12 protein-coding genes are annotated in these 17,430 nt (G+C 37.2%); 5 read left to right on the top strand and 7 right to left on the bottom strand.

Annotation, left to right across the window (positions count from 1 at the left end; translation table 11 throughout):
• Positions 1–28: 28 nt before the first annotated feature.
• From FJR04_RS12020 to FJR04_RS12005, 4 genes are all read right to left on the bottom strand, one after another.
• Positions 29–1,315, bottom strand: a complete 1,287-nt coding sequence (locus FJR04_RS12020) for an FAD-binding oxidoreductase (protein WP_168494979.1) — start codon at positions 1,313–1,315, stop codon at positions 29–31.
• Between the two features lie 167 nt (positions 1,316–1,482).
• On the bottom strand, positions 1,483–2,292 hold the full coding sequence (locus FJR04_RS12015; protein WP_168494977.1) for a Uma2 family endonuclease: 810 nt from the start codon (positions 2,290–2,292) through the stop codon (positions 1,483–1,485).
• A gap of 144 nt (positions 2,293–2,436) precedes the next feature.
• Complete coding sequence (locus FJR04_RS12010; protein ID WP_168494975.1) at positions 2,437–3,609, bottom strand: pentapeptide repeat-containing protein; 1,173 nt, start codon at positions 3,607–3,609, stop codon at positions 2,437–2,439.
• Between the two features lie 273 nt (positions 3,610–3,882).
• Positions 3,883–5,241 carry an NAD(P)/FAD-dependent oxidoreductase gene (locus FJR04_RS12005; RefSeq protein WP_168494973.1) on the bottom strand — a complete coding sequence of 453 codons (1,359 nt, stop codon included), beginning with the start codon at positions 5,239–5,241 and terminating at the stop codon, positions 3,883–3,885.
• Positions 5,242–5,500: 259 nt separating this feature from the next.
• On the opposite strand from FJR04_RS12005, the gene ilvC reads away from it, so the two are divergent.
• The 3 genes from ilvC to FJR04_RS11990 all read left to right on the top strand — a co-directional run bounded on the left by ilvC (position 5,501) and on the right by FJR04_RS11990 (position 8,414).
• Positions 5,501–6,496 carry a ketol-acid reductoisomerase gene (gene ilvC / locus FJR04_RS12000; protein ID WP_168494971.1) on the top strand — a complete coding sequence of 332 codons (996 nt, stop codon included), beginning with the start codon at positions 5,501–5,503 and terminating at the stop codon, positions 6,494–6,496.
• 152 nt (positions 6,497–6,648) lie between these two features.
• Positions 6,649–7,812, top strand: a complete 1,164-nt coding sequence (locus tag FJR04_RS11995; RefSeq protein ID WP_168494969.1) for an AAA family ATPase — start codon at positions 6,649–6,651, stop codon at positions 7,810–7,812.
• Entirely contained in the window at positions 7,812–8,414 is a 603-nt protein-coding gene (locus tag FJR04_RS11990) for a DUF4276 family protein (protein WP_168494967.1), read from the top strand. The genes FJR04_RS11995 and FJR04_RS11990 overlap by 1 nt, the downstream gene beginning before the upstream one ends.
• 95 nt (positions 8,415–8,509) lie before the next feature.
• Here the strand turns inward: FJR04_RS11990 and FJR04_RS25730 are convergent, their stop codons facing one another.
• Positions 8,510–9,280, bottom strand: a complete 771-nt coding sequence (locus FJR04_RS25730) for a hypothetical protein (RefSeq protein ID WP_174763534.1) — start codon at positions 9,278–9,280, stop codon at positions 8,510–8,512.
• A gap of 144 nt (positions 9,281–9,424) precedes the next feature.
• Positions 9,425–9,595: a hypothetical protein gene (locus tag FJR04_RS11980; RefSeq protein ID WP_168494965.1), complete on the bottom strand. Its 171-nt coding sequence runs from the start codon at positions 9,593–9,595 to the stop codon at positions 9,425–9,427.
• Positions 9,596–9,810: 215 nt separating this feature from the next.
• Between FJR04_RS11980 and FJR04_RS11975 the strand changes: the two genes are divergently transcribed.
• Complete coding sequence (locus FJR04_RS11975) at positions 9,811–13,644, top strand: DUF2157 domain-containing protein (RefSeq protein WP_168494963.1); 3,834 nt, start codon at positions 9,811–9,813, stop codon at positions 13,642–13,644.
• Between the two features lie 192 nt (positions 13,645–13,836).
• A complete protein-coding gene (gcvP, locus tag FJR04_RS11970) occupies positions 13,837–16,716 on the top strand; it encodes an aminomethyl-transferring glycine dehydrogenase (protein ID WP_168494961.1) in 2,880 nt (959 codons plus the stop codon).
• A 75-nt stretch (positions 16,717–16,791) separates the two neighbouring features.
• Here gcvP and FJR04_RS11965 read toward each other — a convergent pair.
• Positions 16,792–17,430 (bottom strand): hypothetical protein (locus FJR04_RS11965; protein WP_217359338.1); only part of this gene is annotated, 639 nt, incomplete at its 5' end.

The raw sequence follows: 17,430 nt of genomic DNA, 5'->3' as shown, positions 1-17,430 counted from the left end.
GCGCCTTCGTGGTTCATTCTCTTAAATCTTAAATCCCACCAACAAACCGACCAGGACTTAAAATATAATTACCATCAAACTGTTCCTTAATTCCCCGCATTACCGTCAAACTATTACCAATATCCCCCCAAACATCAACCCTTGCCTTTAACTCAACAGGTGCAGATAAAATACTTAAAAAACCAGAATTTGCTTTACATAAATTTCGTAATGGCAAAATTTGTTCTTGATTTTCTAACCGCACCACACCCAAGCCACTACTAATATGAATTAAACCAATTTCTATTTTATTTAAAATCTCCACTGCCGCAGTTGGTAATACTCCTATTTTGCAGGTAATTGTCGCTTCTGTAACATGATCATGTATTTGTTCTGGTAATCGTTGCCATAAATCAGCTTCATGATCTGCTGAATAAATTATCCCATGTAAACCTAATTTTTCGCCAATTGCTAAAAGTCGCTTTGACTGTTCTTGCACACTTTCACTAATATTTTGAAACCGGGCAATTAATCCTAATTCTGTCCCCAAATCTAACTTAGCAACTAATTTACTTGATAATAAATCAGCTTGAGTTGGTGTTAACTCGGAATTTTGTAAAGTTCTTGCTGCTTGGGATATGGCTTCTGCTTTCCCAGTTAAGATAACTGTCGCTGAAGTTTCGGGAATCGGATAAACTCGAAAAGTGACTTGGCTGATAATTCCTAATGTACCGTAAGCGCCAGTAAATAATTTCATTAAGTCGTAACCTGCCACATTTTTGACGACTCGTCCCCCCGCTTTGGCAATTTGGCCATCTGCACGGATAAAAGTTATACCTAAAAGTTGATCACGGACACCGCCATAACGTTGACGCAGAGAACCAGTATCAGCAGTAGCCACGATACCCCCAATGGTAGCTAATTCTGGTTTAGCAGGGTCTAAAGCTAATGTTTGTCCCGATTTTGCCAAAATCTCCTGAAGATGGGCAAATTTCATCCCTGCTTCGACGGTGACAGTTAAATCACCAACTGCGTGTTCTATGAGTTGGTTTATGCGTTCGGTACTGACAACAAGATCAATATTTTTAGCTAAACCACCCCAATGAAGTTTACTGCCCCTACCACAAGGCAGAACGCGCCATTTATTGCTGTTGGCGATCGCTATAACTGCGGCTAATTCTGCTTGGCTGTGGGGATACACGATACAACTGGGGCGGCTTTTGGAGTCTATCCCTTGTTGGATATTGTGCTGCTGGGTGGGGGTGAGATTTTCCCACGATAAAACGGCGTTGTCTGTGCTGATAATAGAAGTTAAGGTAGATGCGATTGGATTCATCAGTCTATTTTTTATATCCTTTTCATTAATGTACTGGTTATTCTTGCTAAATACTTAATTTATTTCTTGTTCCTAGTTGGAATTGGATATAAGATAACGGAGGGCGCAGACCCTGCGCCCCTACAGCATTGACAATTAAAGACTGTTGATAGAAGGAGAGATTGCATCTATTCTAAATCAGGTTCAACACCAAGCGATCGCAGTTGGGCAATTAATCTTTCTGTTTTTTGCCTTTCTTGATCTAACTTTTGCCTTTCTTGATCTAACTTTTGTCTTTCTTGTTCGGCTTTTTGTTTTTCTTTTTCGGCTTTTTGTCTTTCCTCTTCTGTGCTGGTTAACATCCAATTACCGTCTTTATCATACCAACGTAACCAAGGCATTTCGACGGTTTTATAACTTCCTTGCCATACTCCTAAACCTAATTCTATTTCTGGAATCCAAAACCGGAAATCTGATAAGTTTACTTCAGCATAACGAGCGCCAGTTAACTGAAACATTCTAAATTCAGATTTATAACGATCAAAGATGGCGTAATAGGGTACTCTTAAAATTTGTTCGTAAACTTCCCATTTACCAGGAGGTTTTTCGACATCTCTTAATGTTTGCCCTAAGTCTTCTTTTTCCGTTCCCAGTGAGAGTAATTCAACGACAACATAAGGATTAACAGATTCTTGCCAAACCACATAACTTAAACGTAACTCTTTATTTTCATAAAGAGAAGGAACACCTAAAACTGCAAACCAATCTGGGCGTTTATACCAAAGTGGGTGACGAGAATCATAATAAAGATTCATATCACTAACTGTAAATATTTGGTCGCTAGGATAGTTAGGTGGACGGAATGTTTCTGCTAATAATTGTGGTTGGAATAAATGAAATTGATCTGGCAAACCAGGTTCCTCCGGGTCTTCGCTAGGAAGATCATACATTGTCGGTAATGTTTCTTTAGGGGAAAGTGGCGGATCTGTTTGATACATTCTTGACAATCCTAAAGATAGAATTTCTATTTCTATTATGTAGTAATATGATTCAGTTTAGAAAATGGTAGCGACTGTTTTGGATATTCGGTTTTGTGGGTGAGAAAGCCTTGTTTATTGAAAATTTACAAGAATCAAATCTTCCTAATCATGAATTGACCCGTCTGGCATTGTAGCTCCTGAGAGATTGGCTACTGAGAGGTTGGCTCCTGAGAGATTGGCTCCTGAGAGATTGGCTCCTGAGAGATTGGCTCCTGAGAGGTTGGCTCCTGAGAGATTGGCTCCTGAGAGGTTGGCTCCTGAGAGGTTAGCCATCATGAGGTTGGCATTTTTGAGGTCTGCATCTTGGAGTTCTGCTTTTTCAAGGTTGGCTTTGTAGAGTTTGGCTTTTATGAATTTGGCATCATAGACGATAGCTCCCATAAGTTTGGCTTGTCTGAGGTTGGCTGCTTCGAGGTCTGTTTTAATGAGAATGACTTCTTGGAGGTTAGCTCTTTCAAGATTAGCTCCTTCAAGTTTGGCTTTTTGAAGATTGGCTCTTTCAAGATTAGCTCCTTCAATGTTGGCTTCTTGGAGGTTAGCTCCTTCAATGTTGGCTTCTTGGAGGTTAGCTCCTTCAAGGTTAGCTCCTTCAAGTTTGGCTTTTTGAAGATTGGCTTTGCTGATATTAATATTACTTAAATCAAGTCTATTACCTGGTTTATCTGGGTGTTCGCGTCGTCCAATTACAGTTAGACATTCTTGAATATCAAGCCTGAGCTTTGGTAATTCTTGTATCTCTTTTTTATCCTGTGATTTATCTTCTTTTTTAATAGGTGCATTCTCACGCACAAAAGCTGTGAGGACTTCCATAATTGTCCATTGATCTTTTTCTGAATCTTTGGCAATTCTCTCTAAAGTATAAATCGCGCCTAATCTGACTTCAATTTTTTCACTTGCAAGCTGTTCTATGGCTTTAGCAAAGCGTTCTGTAATTTGCTTATCTTCTGATATTTTTAAGTTTTCACGGGCAATTTTAGCATTTTCATTGGCAGCGATCGCACTTTCATTAGCAGCCTTAGCTGTTGCTTCCATAGCATAAGCTCGTTTGGCTGCAAAGAAAATATTAATACATCCTACAATTCCACCAAAAATTAAACCAGCAGTTGTTAAAACTTTAATTACGTATTCATACTTTTTTTCTAATAATTCAGTCCATTCTCCAGTAGTTAAAATAATTGAAATTGGATAAATTACAACTGAAATAAATATAAACCCAATAAATAAACCAAAAAATATAATTCGATTGTTTTGAATATTTATATCATCGTTAGACATAGTATTGTTTTATTCCCTAAATATAGAATGGCGATACTACATCCTCCCCAGTATAAGATTACCTATCTTCTTCCTTCTTCCTTCTTCCTTCGCGTTCTTCGTGCCTTCGTGGTTCATTTAATCTATATTCTTCTAGTGGGAAGGGATTAGCGATACGAAATACAGCCATTTTAGTACATAGGGAAACAAATATACATGAAATTAGAAAAAACGCTCATCTTTGTCTATCCCCAGACTACTTACTAATCTGAGGACTTATTAACAAACTACCAACTACACATTCAACGGCTTTTTTGTGATAACTGGCGTGTGACTATCACTATTTGCAATTGGTACAGGTGCAATGGTTTCCTTACCTGTAATTAATCTCGCGCCACGATTGCGGGTAAAATAACTCCACAACCATTGAATCATCACAACTAACTTATTATCAAATTCAATCAAGAAGTAGATATGTACAAATAACCAGAAAAACCATGCGAAGAAACCTCTAAGTTTGAGGAAACCTAAATCAACAACTGCGGCGTGTTGCCCAATCATTGCTAGACTACCTCTATCTACATATTCAAATTGGGGTAATGCTTCACCTTTCAGACGTTTTTGAATTAGTTTAGCTACATATTCGCCTTCTTGCATGGCGACTGGTGCAACTCCCGGTAAGGGTTTATCATTTTGATGGGCAAAATTTGCTAAGTCACCAACTACGAAAATGTTGGGAAATCCTTTAATACTTAGGTCTGGTTCAACGATAACACGACCAGCGCGATCGCTCTCAACTCCTGTCTTCTCTGTCAAAACTTTCCCCATTGGCGAGGCTTTCACACCCGCAGCCCACAACACAGTTTTCGCAGCAATTTCTTTAACTTCATCACCTTGCTTAATCGTAACTATATCATTTTCAATATGCGTTACTAATGTTTTGGTTTGCACATCTACACCCAAAGCCTTTAATGATGCTTCTGCTGTGTGAGATAATTCCGGTGCAAAGGGAGGAAGCACACGATCTAAACCTTCTAACAATAAAACTCTGGTTTCTGAGGTGTCAATGTTGCGGAAATCTTCTTTGAGGGTTTTAGTTGCTAATTCAGCGATCGCTCCTGCTAATTCTACCCCCGTTGGACCACCACCGACAATTACAAAAGTTAACAAAGCCTGGCGTTTAACCGGATCATTTTCATTTTCAGCGGCTTCAAAAGCCATAAAAATCCGCCGACGCATTTCAATTGCATCTTCCACAGTCTTCAAACCGGGTGCAAATTCTTCCCAGTTATCCTTACCAAAATATGAATGCTTCGCCCCTGTAGCCACAATTAAGGTATCGTAGGGGACTGTTTCTTCGCCCACCATGACACTTTGGGCATTGGTGTCAATATCATTCACTTCACCCAATAGCACCTTTGTATTCTTGCTCTTGCTGAGGACAGAACGCAAGGGAGAGGAAATATCCGCTGGGGATAAAGCACCTGTAGCTACTTGGTACAGAAGAGGTTGAAAGAGATGAAAATTGCGTTTATCAATCAGAGTGATTTGCACATTGGCCTTAGCCATAGACTTAGCGGCATACAGTCCCCCAAAGCCCCCGCCAATAATCACAACTTGATGTACTGGTGTTTTGTCAACCTGATCAACCATAAGAAATATTTCCTTGCATGACACTGCTGTAACTATTCTTAACAAATTTGTATCAAAAATGTCACAATTATTTCTGTTTATCTTGAACTTCTTAAAAAAAAATAAAAGTAGCGGATTTGTCAGTGGTCAGTGGTCAAGAGTCAGGAGTAAGAAAGGAGAAAAATACAACTGACAACGAACAACTGACAACTGGCCAATTTGCGATACAATCATAAGTCTGCCAATTTCATGACAGCCTTTATAAACAGGAGATGCTTCTATGGCGCGTATGTATTATGATGAAGATGCTAATTTAGACCTTTTAAAAGGTAAAACCGTTGCTATTATTGGTTATGGTTCACAAGGTCATGCTCATGCGCTGAATCTCAAAGATAGCGGTGTTAATGTCATTGTCGGATTATATCCCGGCAGTAAGTCCACAGCAAAAGCCGAAGCTGCTGGTTTGACTGTAAAAAATGTTGCAGACGCGGCTAAGGCTGCTGACTTCATTATGATTTTATTACCTGATGAAGTCCAAAAAACAATTTATAAAAACGAAATTGAACCAAATTTAGAAGCTGGTAACGTTTTAGCCTTTGCACATGGTTTTAATATCCACTTTGCACAGGTTGTTCCCCCTGCTGATGTTGATGTAGTCATGGTTGCACCCAAGGGACCCGGACATTTGGTGCGTCGTACCTACGAACAAGGACAAGGTGTACCTGCGTTATTTGCAGTTTATCAAGATGCAACTGGTAAGGCACGCGATCGCGCAATGGCTTATGCTAAAGGTGTTGGTGGTACACGCGCCGGTATTTTGGAAACTACTTTCCGGGAAGAAACCGAAACCGATTTGTTTGGTGAACAAGCAGTATTGTGTGGTGGTTTAAGTGCTTTAATTAAAGCCGGTTTTGAAACTTTGGTGGAAGCAGGTTATCAACCAGAACTCGCTTATTTTGAATGTCTACACGAAGTCAAATTAATTGTTGATTTGGTAGTAGAAGGTGGTTTAGCCACCATGCGCGATAGTATTTCTAATACCGCTGAATATGGAGATTATACTCGTGGTCCAAGAGTTGTTACTGCTGAAACTAAAGCGGAAATGAAGAAAATCCTCAGCGAAATTCAATCTGGACAATTTGCGCGGGAATTTGTTCTAGAAAACCAAGCTGGTAAACCTGGTTTTACTGCTATGCGTCGTCAAGAAGCTGAACATCCTATTGAAGCAGTTGGTAAGGATTTACGCGCTATGTTTAGCTGGTTGAAGAAAGTGTAATTTTGGGTAATTGCAAAAGAGGTGATTGGTAATCATCAATCACTTCTTAACATCTATTTAGGGCTTATACCAGGAAAATAGCTATAATAGGATGAAGAAATAGTCAATTTACTATTTTTAACTGGTCTGTTGCAATCTTCTCTTTATTCCTAATGTTTATTTCTCATATCATCCTCAAGAATTGGCGTAATTTTCTGTCAGTAGATGTTGGATTAGGTGACAGAGTTTTTATAGTCGGTCCTAACGCTTGTGGTAAATCTAACTTTCTAGACGTATTTCGCTTTTTACGTGACATTGCTAAACCTGGAGGTGGTTTACAGACAGCGGTAAAAGATCGTGGAGGAGTATCTAAAATTCGCTGTTTGTCAGCGAGGCAAAATCCCAAGATTGAAATTGAAGTACATCTATCTGAATATTCTGGTAATGAACCTAAAAAACATAAACTTATATGGAAATATGCTATTGGCATAACCCAACAAACTAGAGGTTATCGTCAACCTATTTTGGCATATGAGCGTGTATGGAAGGGAAATGAAATAATAGTGAATAGACCAGATATAGATGATAAAAAAGATGAATTACGACGAACACAGACGCACTTAGAGCAAATTAGTGCTAATGCCAATTTTCGAGAAATTGCTAAGTTTTTTGAATCAGTTCTATATCTACACCTTGTACCGCAATTACTCCGTTATCCAGAGGCATTTTCTGGACCGGGAATTTCAGAAGATGCTTTTGGCAGAAGTTTTCTAGAACGCATTACCAAAACTCCTGAAAAGACTCGCAAATCTCGACTAACAAAGATTGAAAATGCGTTGCGTTCTGCTGTTCCTCAATTGAAACATCTTACTGATATAAAAGATGAAATGGGTGTTCCTCATTTAGAAGCAGTATATGAGCATTGGCGACCTCAAGCTGGTAAACAAAGGGAAGATCAATTTTCCGATGGAACATTACGTCTAATCGGCTTGCTATGGTCATTACTAGAAACTGATTCACCGCTGCTTCTTGAAGAACCAGAGTTATCTTTAAATGCAGCTATAGTAAAAAAACTTCCTTCTTTAATGTATCGAATACAGCGTCAGAAAAAAAGACAAATAATACTTACTACACATAGCGCAGATTTACTGGAAGATGAAGGAATTGGAGGTGAAGAAATCCTACTTTTAACACCAAGTCCAGAAGGAACTAAAGTTACTACCGCATCATTAATTGATAATGTACGTGATCTTTTAGAAGGAGGTTTAAGCATAGCTGAAGCCGTATTGCCATTAACTAAACCAGCTGAAATTAATCAATTGGAGATTCATTTATAGTGGATTTGATACCTATTAATTTAGCTGTTGAAGACCCACTGAGTGAAGCTGTATTGCGAGCAATTTTACACCAATCAAACCGCCCTTATATAGTGGGTAATTGTTATTCTAAAAACGGTTTCGGCTATCTTAAAAAGAATATAAAAGGATTTAATAATGCTGCCAAAGGAACGCCTTATATAGTTTTAACAGACCTTGACAGAGCAGAGTGTCCACAAGAACTAATTCAAGAATGGCTACCATATCCAAAACATCCTAATCTGTTGTTTCGTATCGCTGTCAGGGAAGTAGAAGCATGGCTTTTAGCTGATAGTGAAAGCTTTGCCAAATTCTTAGTAGTTTCACAAACATTGATTCCTCAAAATGTAGACGAAATTAGTGATCCGAAACAAACATTGATTAATATAGCGAGAAAATCTAAAAAACGTGAATTGCATGAGGCTATAGTTCCACAGTCCAACAGCACTGCAAAGGTAGGTAGAGACTATAATGGACAGTTGATTTACTTTGTTAATAACTACTGGCAAATGGAAGTAGCTAAGTTATATTCCCCAAGCCTACAAAGGGCTATCAATGCTATATCTAAATTTGAGCCAATATAAAAAGGGGGTAGAGTTTTGTAACTCATAACATCGAGAAGTGCTGTATGTTCAAAAATCAATTAGAAATTCTAGATTATCAAATTATGTTCTCAGTTCTATAAAAATTCACCACTGAGAAAATAACGAATTCTAGTAACTACATTTTCGACACTTATTTTATCTGTATATTGGGGATTAATGGGAATCTCTTGAGTATTTTTAAGGAAAATTACAGCCCGATAAACTTTAGAATATTTAACTTGCTTATCTTGAATATGTAAATTCACAATATCTTCTAGAGGATACTCGATCATTTCCTTGCTACGTAAACCTTGACGTTCTATACAAACTTTATTGATACTTTTATAAAAGGTGCAGGTTGTGGCAGATGATGTTGCTAAGGAAGCACCAATTACTGTCATCACTAACATAAATAAGCTGATAAATAATAGATAGCTCCGCTGATTTTGTTGTAATATCAACAAGCTTTCATTAGAATTTATGAAGCTATTAAATTTAATCACAAATTTCTCATTATCTTGATAGCTAACATGAGGTAAAAGCCGAAATTCTCCAAATTTACTAACAATAATTATTTGATAATTTTTACTGCCTTTACTACCGATTTTTGTTTGAATGTATGCTTGTTGAGGATCAAAGATTTTGCGTTTTTCTATCCTTCCCAAAAATGCAAATTTATTTAATTCGCAGTTAATTTCTGGAGGTGCGGAACGTTTGCAGGTAAGACGCAGGGAAGTAAAATCAAAAGCTATTAAATAAATCCAAAAACTTAATCCTGCGATAAATAATATACTACCTGAGAACCAGTTGGCTATTGGTTGATGTTTAATGACTAATCTAGTCTTGGTTTCTTCTACAACTTTCATAAACTATGATTTTAATTAGGATTGATCAAGCATAATCTCACATTCTACTCTTTTAAAACATGAATAGGTGATAGGTGATTATAATGAACATTGATTCTGTTGTATTTCTCGAAGCCTTTTCATTGCTTCGTTTTGCTTTTCTATTCATCCTTGTCTTTTCGAGATATTTACCGCTTTTTGATAATCTCTGATTGCTCTTTTTTTATTTTCTAATACACAACTAACTACCGCAAGATCCATGTAAGGCTCAACTAATTCAGGATATTTATTAATAGCTTGTTTATAGTCTTGAATTGCTCCTTTGTAGTTATTCATGAAAGCTAGGAATCTACCACGTCCAATATATGCTTTGCTATTGAAAGGATCAATTTTTCCAAGTGCAGAAGATATTGGACATCCAATGGTAAATAATATCAAAGGATGTTTACAGGTCTTAATATTTACCCAGCTAGATAAGTGGCACAATGTAAGCCAACATATACTAAAATCGAAACCATAATTACAAGTATATACTTATAAAGCTACAATTTATGACACAACCTTTTGATCCTTTTGAGCGATCGCAGAAAATCCCAGTTAGAGTACCATCAGATCATCCTGACTTATTGCTAGGACTAGATTACTTACTAGAACTGGGTTTAATATCTGATGATCAGGTTAAGCAAATAGCCCGACAGTATCTCGTTTCTGCTGTGGTATTTACACCTCAGACTGAATCTGAACCAGACGTAGTTTTGATACCTCCTACAGCCGCGAACAGACCGTTAATTGTTCCTATCCCAAAAGCACCGAAAAAACCCAGTTTTGTTAATTCGCTGTTGCAATCTTTTGGTGAAGAGTTAAGTGTGCGGTGGTTGCTATTTTTGGGTGTATTTTTAGTAGTGCTTTCCTCCGGTGTTCTCGCTGCAAGTCAGTGGGAAAGATTTCCCGCAGTTGGACAGTATGGAGTGTTATTTGCCTATACTTTAAGTTTTTGTGGTTTTACGATTTGGGCAGCGAAGCAGAGCAATTTAAGGTTAACTGCACAGACGTTATTAATTGTGACATTGTTATTAGTTCCTATCAACTTTTGGGCAATGGATAGCTTCAGTTTGTGGCAAAATCCATTGAACTTAATTGTGATGGGAATTGCTTCACTGACTCTCACATTTATTACTAATCAACTTTGCCAAAATCGCCATATTATTACTAATTTTCCCACTGGTAAATTACCTTTAGTTAATATTATTGGTTTGAGTTATTTACATTGGGGTTGGAAATTATCAAATTTTCCTCTAATCGCTGTTTATTTAGCAATGGTAGGAACAACAGCTATTACTGCTTATAATCAATTAACCCAACCAGAAGAAAATACAAATTCAGAACCTCCACAATCGGGAATTAGTTTATATTTTACCTTTCTAGTTTATGCTTTATTTACTTTACTAACAAGGGCTATTTTCCTCAGTGGAGTTAATATTACTCAATTAGGTTTAGCAATTGGAATTTGTGGCGGTTTGGTAATTTGGCTATCAGCAAAAAATATCTCTACCAATCCTCCTGTACTGTGGGAAAAGCTAGGAGGAAGTTTATTATTTTTAGGTTGGGTAGTTTCAGTTATCACTCAACCAGCCCAAGCGATTATAGTCAGTGGTTTGAGTTTGTGGTTTTTGAGTCGTCGCTTGCAAAGATATAATTTAAAATTTGATTTTATCGCTATTTTCTTAATAGGTTTACAGACAATTTGGCTAGGTTGGCGGTTAGTACCTAATGAATTACAAAGATTAGTAATTAGTACAGCTACTACTTTAACTAACTCACAAAATGAACCTTGGGCATTATTAAGTATTGCTTTATTTCCTTACATTATCTTGATGTTATGGATAACAGATAAATTACATGATCAAGAAAATCAAGAATTGGCAAATTTTGGAGAACAGCTAACTCTAACTTTAGGAATTTGTTTAACAATTATTGGTTTAGTAAATCCAACATTAAGGACAGTTAATCTTTTATTTTCTACTATTACTCTAGCTACATTTGTTCAACGTCGGGCAGCCTTTTCTCCTCCCTTAATATACCTAACTCATAGCATGGGAGTATTGACACTTTTTTCTAGCATTAATTGGTTTTTTCCAAGTTTAAATCAAGAGATTTGGGCAGGTATTTTATTAGCTGTGATGATAGCTGAATGGGTATTTAGCCTTGGTGAAGGCATAAGACGACGTAGTGCATGGCATATTGGTTTAGTATTGGCTGCAATCAGTTTTTCTCTATTGTGGGTAAATGCTCAAACTTATTGGTATGGTAATTGGCAAAATCAAAACTCTTTCAGAATAATTTGGTTAATTACACCTTTAGCATTAACAGGTTTAGCTATTCGTACAAATGAACCAAATCGGACTACTAATAGTTTTTTAAGTGTTTTATCTGTGGGTATTTCCCAATTATTAACTCTACCCTCACCAGGAATTAGATTAATTGGTTTGGGTGTAGGTGTAGGGGTGATGTTAATCAATACTCGCTATTTAAGAAACCAAATATATGCAGCAACAATTATTGGTTTTGGGCTAAGTTTGCTCACAGCATTATTATGGGAAGGTGTATTTGGTTTAATCCAATTAACAATATCCGGTTGGTTTATTGTTACTGCATTAACAATTCTGAGTTTATGGCTATGGCGTGGTTTTCTTTTACGCAAAGGTACAGAATTAGCGACAATTTATGCAGCAGCAAGTGATAAATGGGCGATCGCATTATGTACAATAGAATTATCAGCCCTAACTCTCCACTCCAGCTTAATCTATCAAGGGATTATCAAAACAGAGTATCTTTATGTCATCACTACAGCCATAATTTTAGGATCAATTGTCTATCGCAGTTGGGGAGAATCCAAAGAAGCGGCATTTTATGGAATTGGTTGGTGTTTAGAATTATTAACAGCCGAAATATTAGGATTTGGCGAACATTCAATTATAAGAATCGCCATAGCTAACATCATTTTAGGTTTAACAACTCAACTATTCGGGGAATGGTGGCGACGAAAACATCAATTACAAACATTACCCAATAGTTTCCACATTCTCCCCCTCATCTATGGTGCATTTAGTATCATTTTCCGGTTAACCACATTTGCCGACTTTACAGGTTTTTGTTCTTTGGGTGTAGCCTTAATTTTAATTGGTGTAGGAAGACGAAGAGAAGCATTTAAACCACTCCTTTATTTTGGTATTATTGGCGTATCAATTTCTGCCTACGAACTCCTATTTTATCAAATGTCTCTATCTTCAGGAGGGGCTTTAGGTGATGGATTAATTGCTATGTCAGCCCTTGGTACTAGCATCATGTATGCTTATCGTATCCTCACACCTTGGCTGATTAGTTACCTTTGTCTAACTCCGAGAGAAATCAAAAATATTGCCCATCTCCATTGGTGTTGGAGTAGTATTTTATTCCTATTGGCAATTAATTTACCTATCCAAATTAACTTATCTATAGTATTAGGAACAGGATTATTTTTAGTTCGTTATGCTATTTGGCAAGGCAGAGAAAATGCAGAAGAAACAAATCAGGAAATCTGGGTTTATTTTGGTTTAGTAGAAGTAGGAATGATTGGTTTTTACTTGCAAAACTTACCAATAGGACAATTATTATCTGCACAATTGCTACCTTGGAATGGGGCGATATCTTGCCTATTTGCCTATTTCCTATATATCCTACCTTGGCAAAGATTAGGTTGGTCAAAAACACCTTGGCAACGCACAGCATACATCCTACCATTAATCATTTTAGCAACAACGGGACTACAAACTTATCCTCTTACCTTAGTTATTGTTGCTGCTTACTATGTCTTTTTAGCCAAAACTGCAACACAAATCCGTTTTACATACATCAGTTTAGTATTAATTGATTGGGCATTATTTACTTGGTTTAATGATTTAAACCTCAGAGATTCTCTCTGGTACATTACACCCATAGGTTTATCTTTACTATATATTGCCCAAATAGATGAACAACTAAAATTATCAACATCTAAACCCCTGCGTCACAGTGTACGAATATTAGGAAGTGGGTTAATGTGCGGTTGGACAATTTTGTTTTATCAAAATCTGCCTTTTATCCCCGGTATTTTTAGTCTGATTACCATTTTCGCCGGTTTAGGTTTAAAAATCCGCGCCTTTCTCTATGTTGGTACAGCTACTTTTTTCATTACTAGCATTTATCAATTAGTAATTTTTAGCCTCAGTTATTCTTTCTTAAAATGGATTGTTGGTTTATTCGTTGGTATTTTGTTAATTTACATTGCTGCTAACTTTGAAACCCGACGTACCCAAATTACAGCCTTACTTCGTAATATGAGCGATGAATTTGCAAATTGGGATTGAAGAGAGATCCAATACTTATTAGTTAAGGGAGAAAAGAATGTAGAGACGTTCCATGGAACGTCTCTACAAGCCTCTACAAGGGGTTGAAACTATGCACATTTAATTTTCACCAGAGGTCTATTCTAGAAAAACCCTAATTTTTTAGAGTAATCATTACAATATATTAATATAATAGAACACGGAGAACCATTAGTGGTAGCTAATCCCCCTCGTACTCGCCATATTCTGGCTGACAACAGTCAGAAATTAAGCAGCTTTGCTCAAAGACACATCGGACTAAACTCTGATGATATACAGCAAATGCTAGAATTATTAGGTTTGACCAACCTTGAAGACTTAATTGATAAAACAGTACCCCAAGCAATTCGCTTTCATCAAGAACTAAAATTACCAGCAGCACAAAGCGAATATGCAGCACTAGCAAAACTAAAACAAATAGCCGACAAAAATCAAGTTTATCGCTCATTTATTGGCATGGGCTATTATGACTGTATTACTCCTGCTGTAATTCAACGTAATATTCTTGAAAATCCCGGTTGGTACACAGCTTACACCCCTTATCAACCAGAAATTGCCCAAGGACGTTTGGAAGCATTGCTAAATTTCCAAACTATGATCATAGACTTAACCGGGTTAGAAATTGCTAACGCTTCTTTATTAGATGAAGCGACAGCAGCAGCAGAAGCCATGAGTATGAGTTATGGTATCTGCAAAAATAAATCACATAACTATTTTGTATCCCGTGAATGTCATCCTCAAACCATTGATGTATTGCAAACAAGAGCTAAACCTCTTGGTATAAATATCATTATCGGTGATCATCAAACTTTTGATTTCACAGAAACCATTTTTGGGGCAGTTCTTCAATATCCTGCAACTGATGGTACTATTTACGACTACCGCAATTTTATCACAAAGTCCCATGCTCAGGGTGCATTGGTGACTGTAGCCGCAGATCCTTTAAGTTTAATATTACTCACACCCCCTGGTGAATTAGGGGCTGATATAGCCGTAGGTAGCACCCAACGCTTCGGAATTCCCTTGGGATTTGGGGGACCACACGCTGCTTATTTTGCCACTAAAGAAGAGTATAAACGGCTAGTTCCAGGGCGAATTGTGGGAGTATCAAAAGATATTCATGGTAAACCTGCGTTACGTCTAGCTTTGCAAACCCGTGAACAGCATATTCGCAGAGATAAAGCCACCAGTAATATTTGCACAGCCCAGGTTTTATTGGCAGTAATGGCGAGTATGTATGCAGTTTATCATGGTCCAGATGGACTCAGGGAAATTGCTGAAAATATTCATGAACTTACTGCAACTTTAGCAGCAGGATTGAAAAAGTTAGGTTACAAAATCAGTTCTGAAAACTTCTTTGACACGCTGCGGGTAGAGTTGGGAAATACCAAATTAGAAGCAATTCTTGACGCTGCGAATGAGAGAAATATCAATTTACGAATTTTTGATAATTCAACTATTGGTATTTCTTTAGATGAAACTACCACAGAAGTAGATTTAATTGACATTTGGCAAATTTTTGCGCTGAAAGATCAATTACCTTTTACTGTGGAAGAATTACCAATTTCTAATTATCAATTATCACGAACAAGTAATTATCTCACCCATCCAGTTTTTAACCGTTACCATTCAGAAACTGAATTGTTGCGTTATTTACATCAACTAGAAACCAAGGATTTATCATTAACAACTTCAATGATTCCCTTGGGTTCTTGTACCATGAAGTTAAATGCAACTTCAGAAATGATTCCTGTAACTTGGGTAGAATTTGGAAAAATTCATCCTTTTGCGCCAATTTCCCAAACTAGAGGTTATCAAATTCTGTTTCAACAATTAGAAGCATGGTTAGGAGAAATTACAGGTTTTGCCGGAATTTCCTTACAACCAAATGCTGGTTCTCAAGGTGAATATTCTGGACTTCTGGTAATCCATGAATATCATCAAAGTCGCGGAGAAGGACATCGCAACATTTGTTTAATTCCTCAATCTGCCCATGGCACAAATCCGGCTAGTGCGGTAATGTGTGGAATGAAAGTTGTGGGAGTTGCTTGTGATGATCATGGTAATATTGATGTTGATGATTTAAAAGCCAAAGCTGAAAAACATAGTCATGAATTAGCAGCTTTAATGGTGACATATCCATCAACTCATGGGGTATTTGAAGAAGCAATTCAAGAAATTTGTGCTGTCATTCATAGTCACGGTGGACAAGTTTACATGGACGGGGCTAATATGAATGCCCAAGTAGGTATTTGTCGTCCTGGTGATATTGGTGCAGATGTTTGTCACTTGAACTTACACAAAACTTTCTGTATTCCTCATGGTGGTGGTGGTCCCGGTATGGGTCCCATTGGTGTTGCTTCTCACCTTGTGCCGTTTTTACCAGGACATTCTGTGGTGAGAATGGGTGGTGATTTGGGTGCGGTTTCTGCTGCACCTTGGGGTAGTGCGAGTATTTTGGTTATTTCTTGGATGTATATTGCCATGATGGGTGCAAATGGCTTAACTAAAGCAACCAAAATTGCAATTCTTAATGCTAATTACATCGCTAAGAAATTAGAGTCTTATTATCCGGTTTTGTATCAGGGAAAAAATGGTTTAGTAGCACATGAATGTATTTTAGATTTGCGAAGTTTGAAGAAATCAGCGCAGATCGAAATTGATGATATTGCGAAGCGGTTAATGGATTATGGTTTTCATGCACCTACTGTTTCTTGGCCTGTTGCTGGGACAATTATGGTTGAACCAACAGAAAGTGAATCTAAACAGGAATTAGATAGATTTTGTGATGCTTTGATTGCGATTCGTGAGGAAGTTGCCGCAATTGAATCTGGTAAAATGGATATTCACGATAATCTTTTGAAAAATGCTCCTCACACTGCGGAAAGTTTGATTATTGGTGAGTGGAATCATGGTTATTCCCGTGAACAAGCTGCTTATCCTGCAAGTTGGAATAAGGAATATAAGTTCTGGCCAAGTGTGGGTAGGATAGATGCTGCTTTTGGGGATAGGAATTTTGTTTGTTCTTGTTTACCGATGGAGGCTTATAGTTAGTTAATTGTAGGGTGCGTTAATTAAATGTAACGCACCATTTTGATTATCAATTTTAATTGTTTATTATAGACGGGTTTAAACAACATTATTAATGCTAATTTTTGATACAATATGCTTTCTAGTTTTTTTTAGAAATCCTAAAGCGAGTATGGACACAAATAATGTGGGGATAGTCCCGCTTGGTTCTGGGACTGAAGTAGCGTTTACATCAGCAGGTTGTTGAAAGGAGTTTGAATAAGTTTCACCATTACTATGTAACTGAACAGGACGAAATGTAATTTTAGAGTATGTAGCTCCTGTAAACCCATTAGAATTCATTACTTGATTCTGCTGCCCTGAAAGTGCATTAAAGTAATTCCCCTCATAATTACCATTTAACAAAAAACCAATATTCCAATCTTGAGACACAGCAAAAAAATTTGCATCAATTAATGTATCATTAAGCACTGTAAAGCTATTTTGATATATTGTGAAGGGAATTGTTTTAAATACAGAAAAACTCTTATAGGGTATACCAATGAGAGCATCAGGATAAGATGTAATAGCAATCTCATATGCTGGGCTAGTACCATTTGTTTGTGGTAGAGCTATAAAACCAGTAACAGTACCAGGTATACGATCACTAGAACCTACATTACTAACGGTTGAAAAGGAAAAACTGAATACTGCTGCGTGTGCTGGAGACGCAATACTAGCGATCACACTAGCAACAAC

It is taken from the genome of Anabaena sp. UHCC 0204 (assembly GCF_009711975.1).
In the GTDB taxonomy this organism is placed as follows: Bacteria; Cyanobacteriota; Cyanobacteriia; order Cyanobacteriales; family Nostocaceae; genus Dolichospermum.
This window is presented reverse-complemented; position numbering and strand designations above follow the sequence as displayed.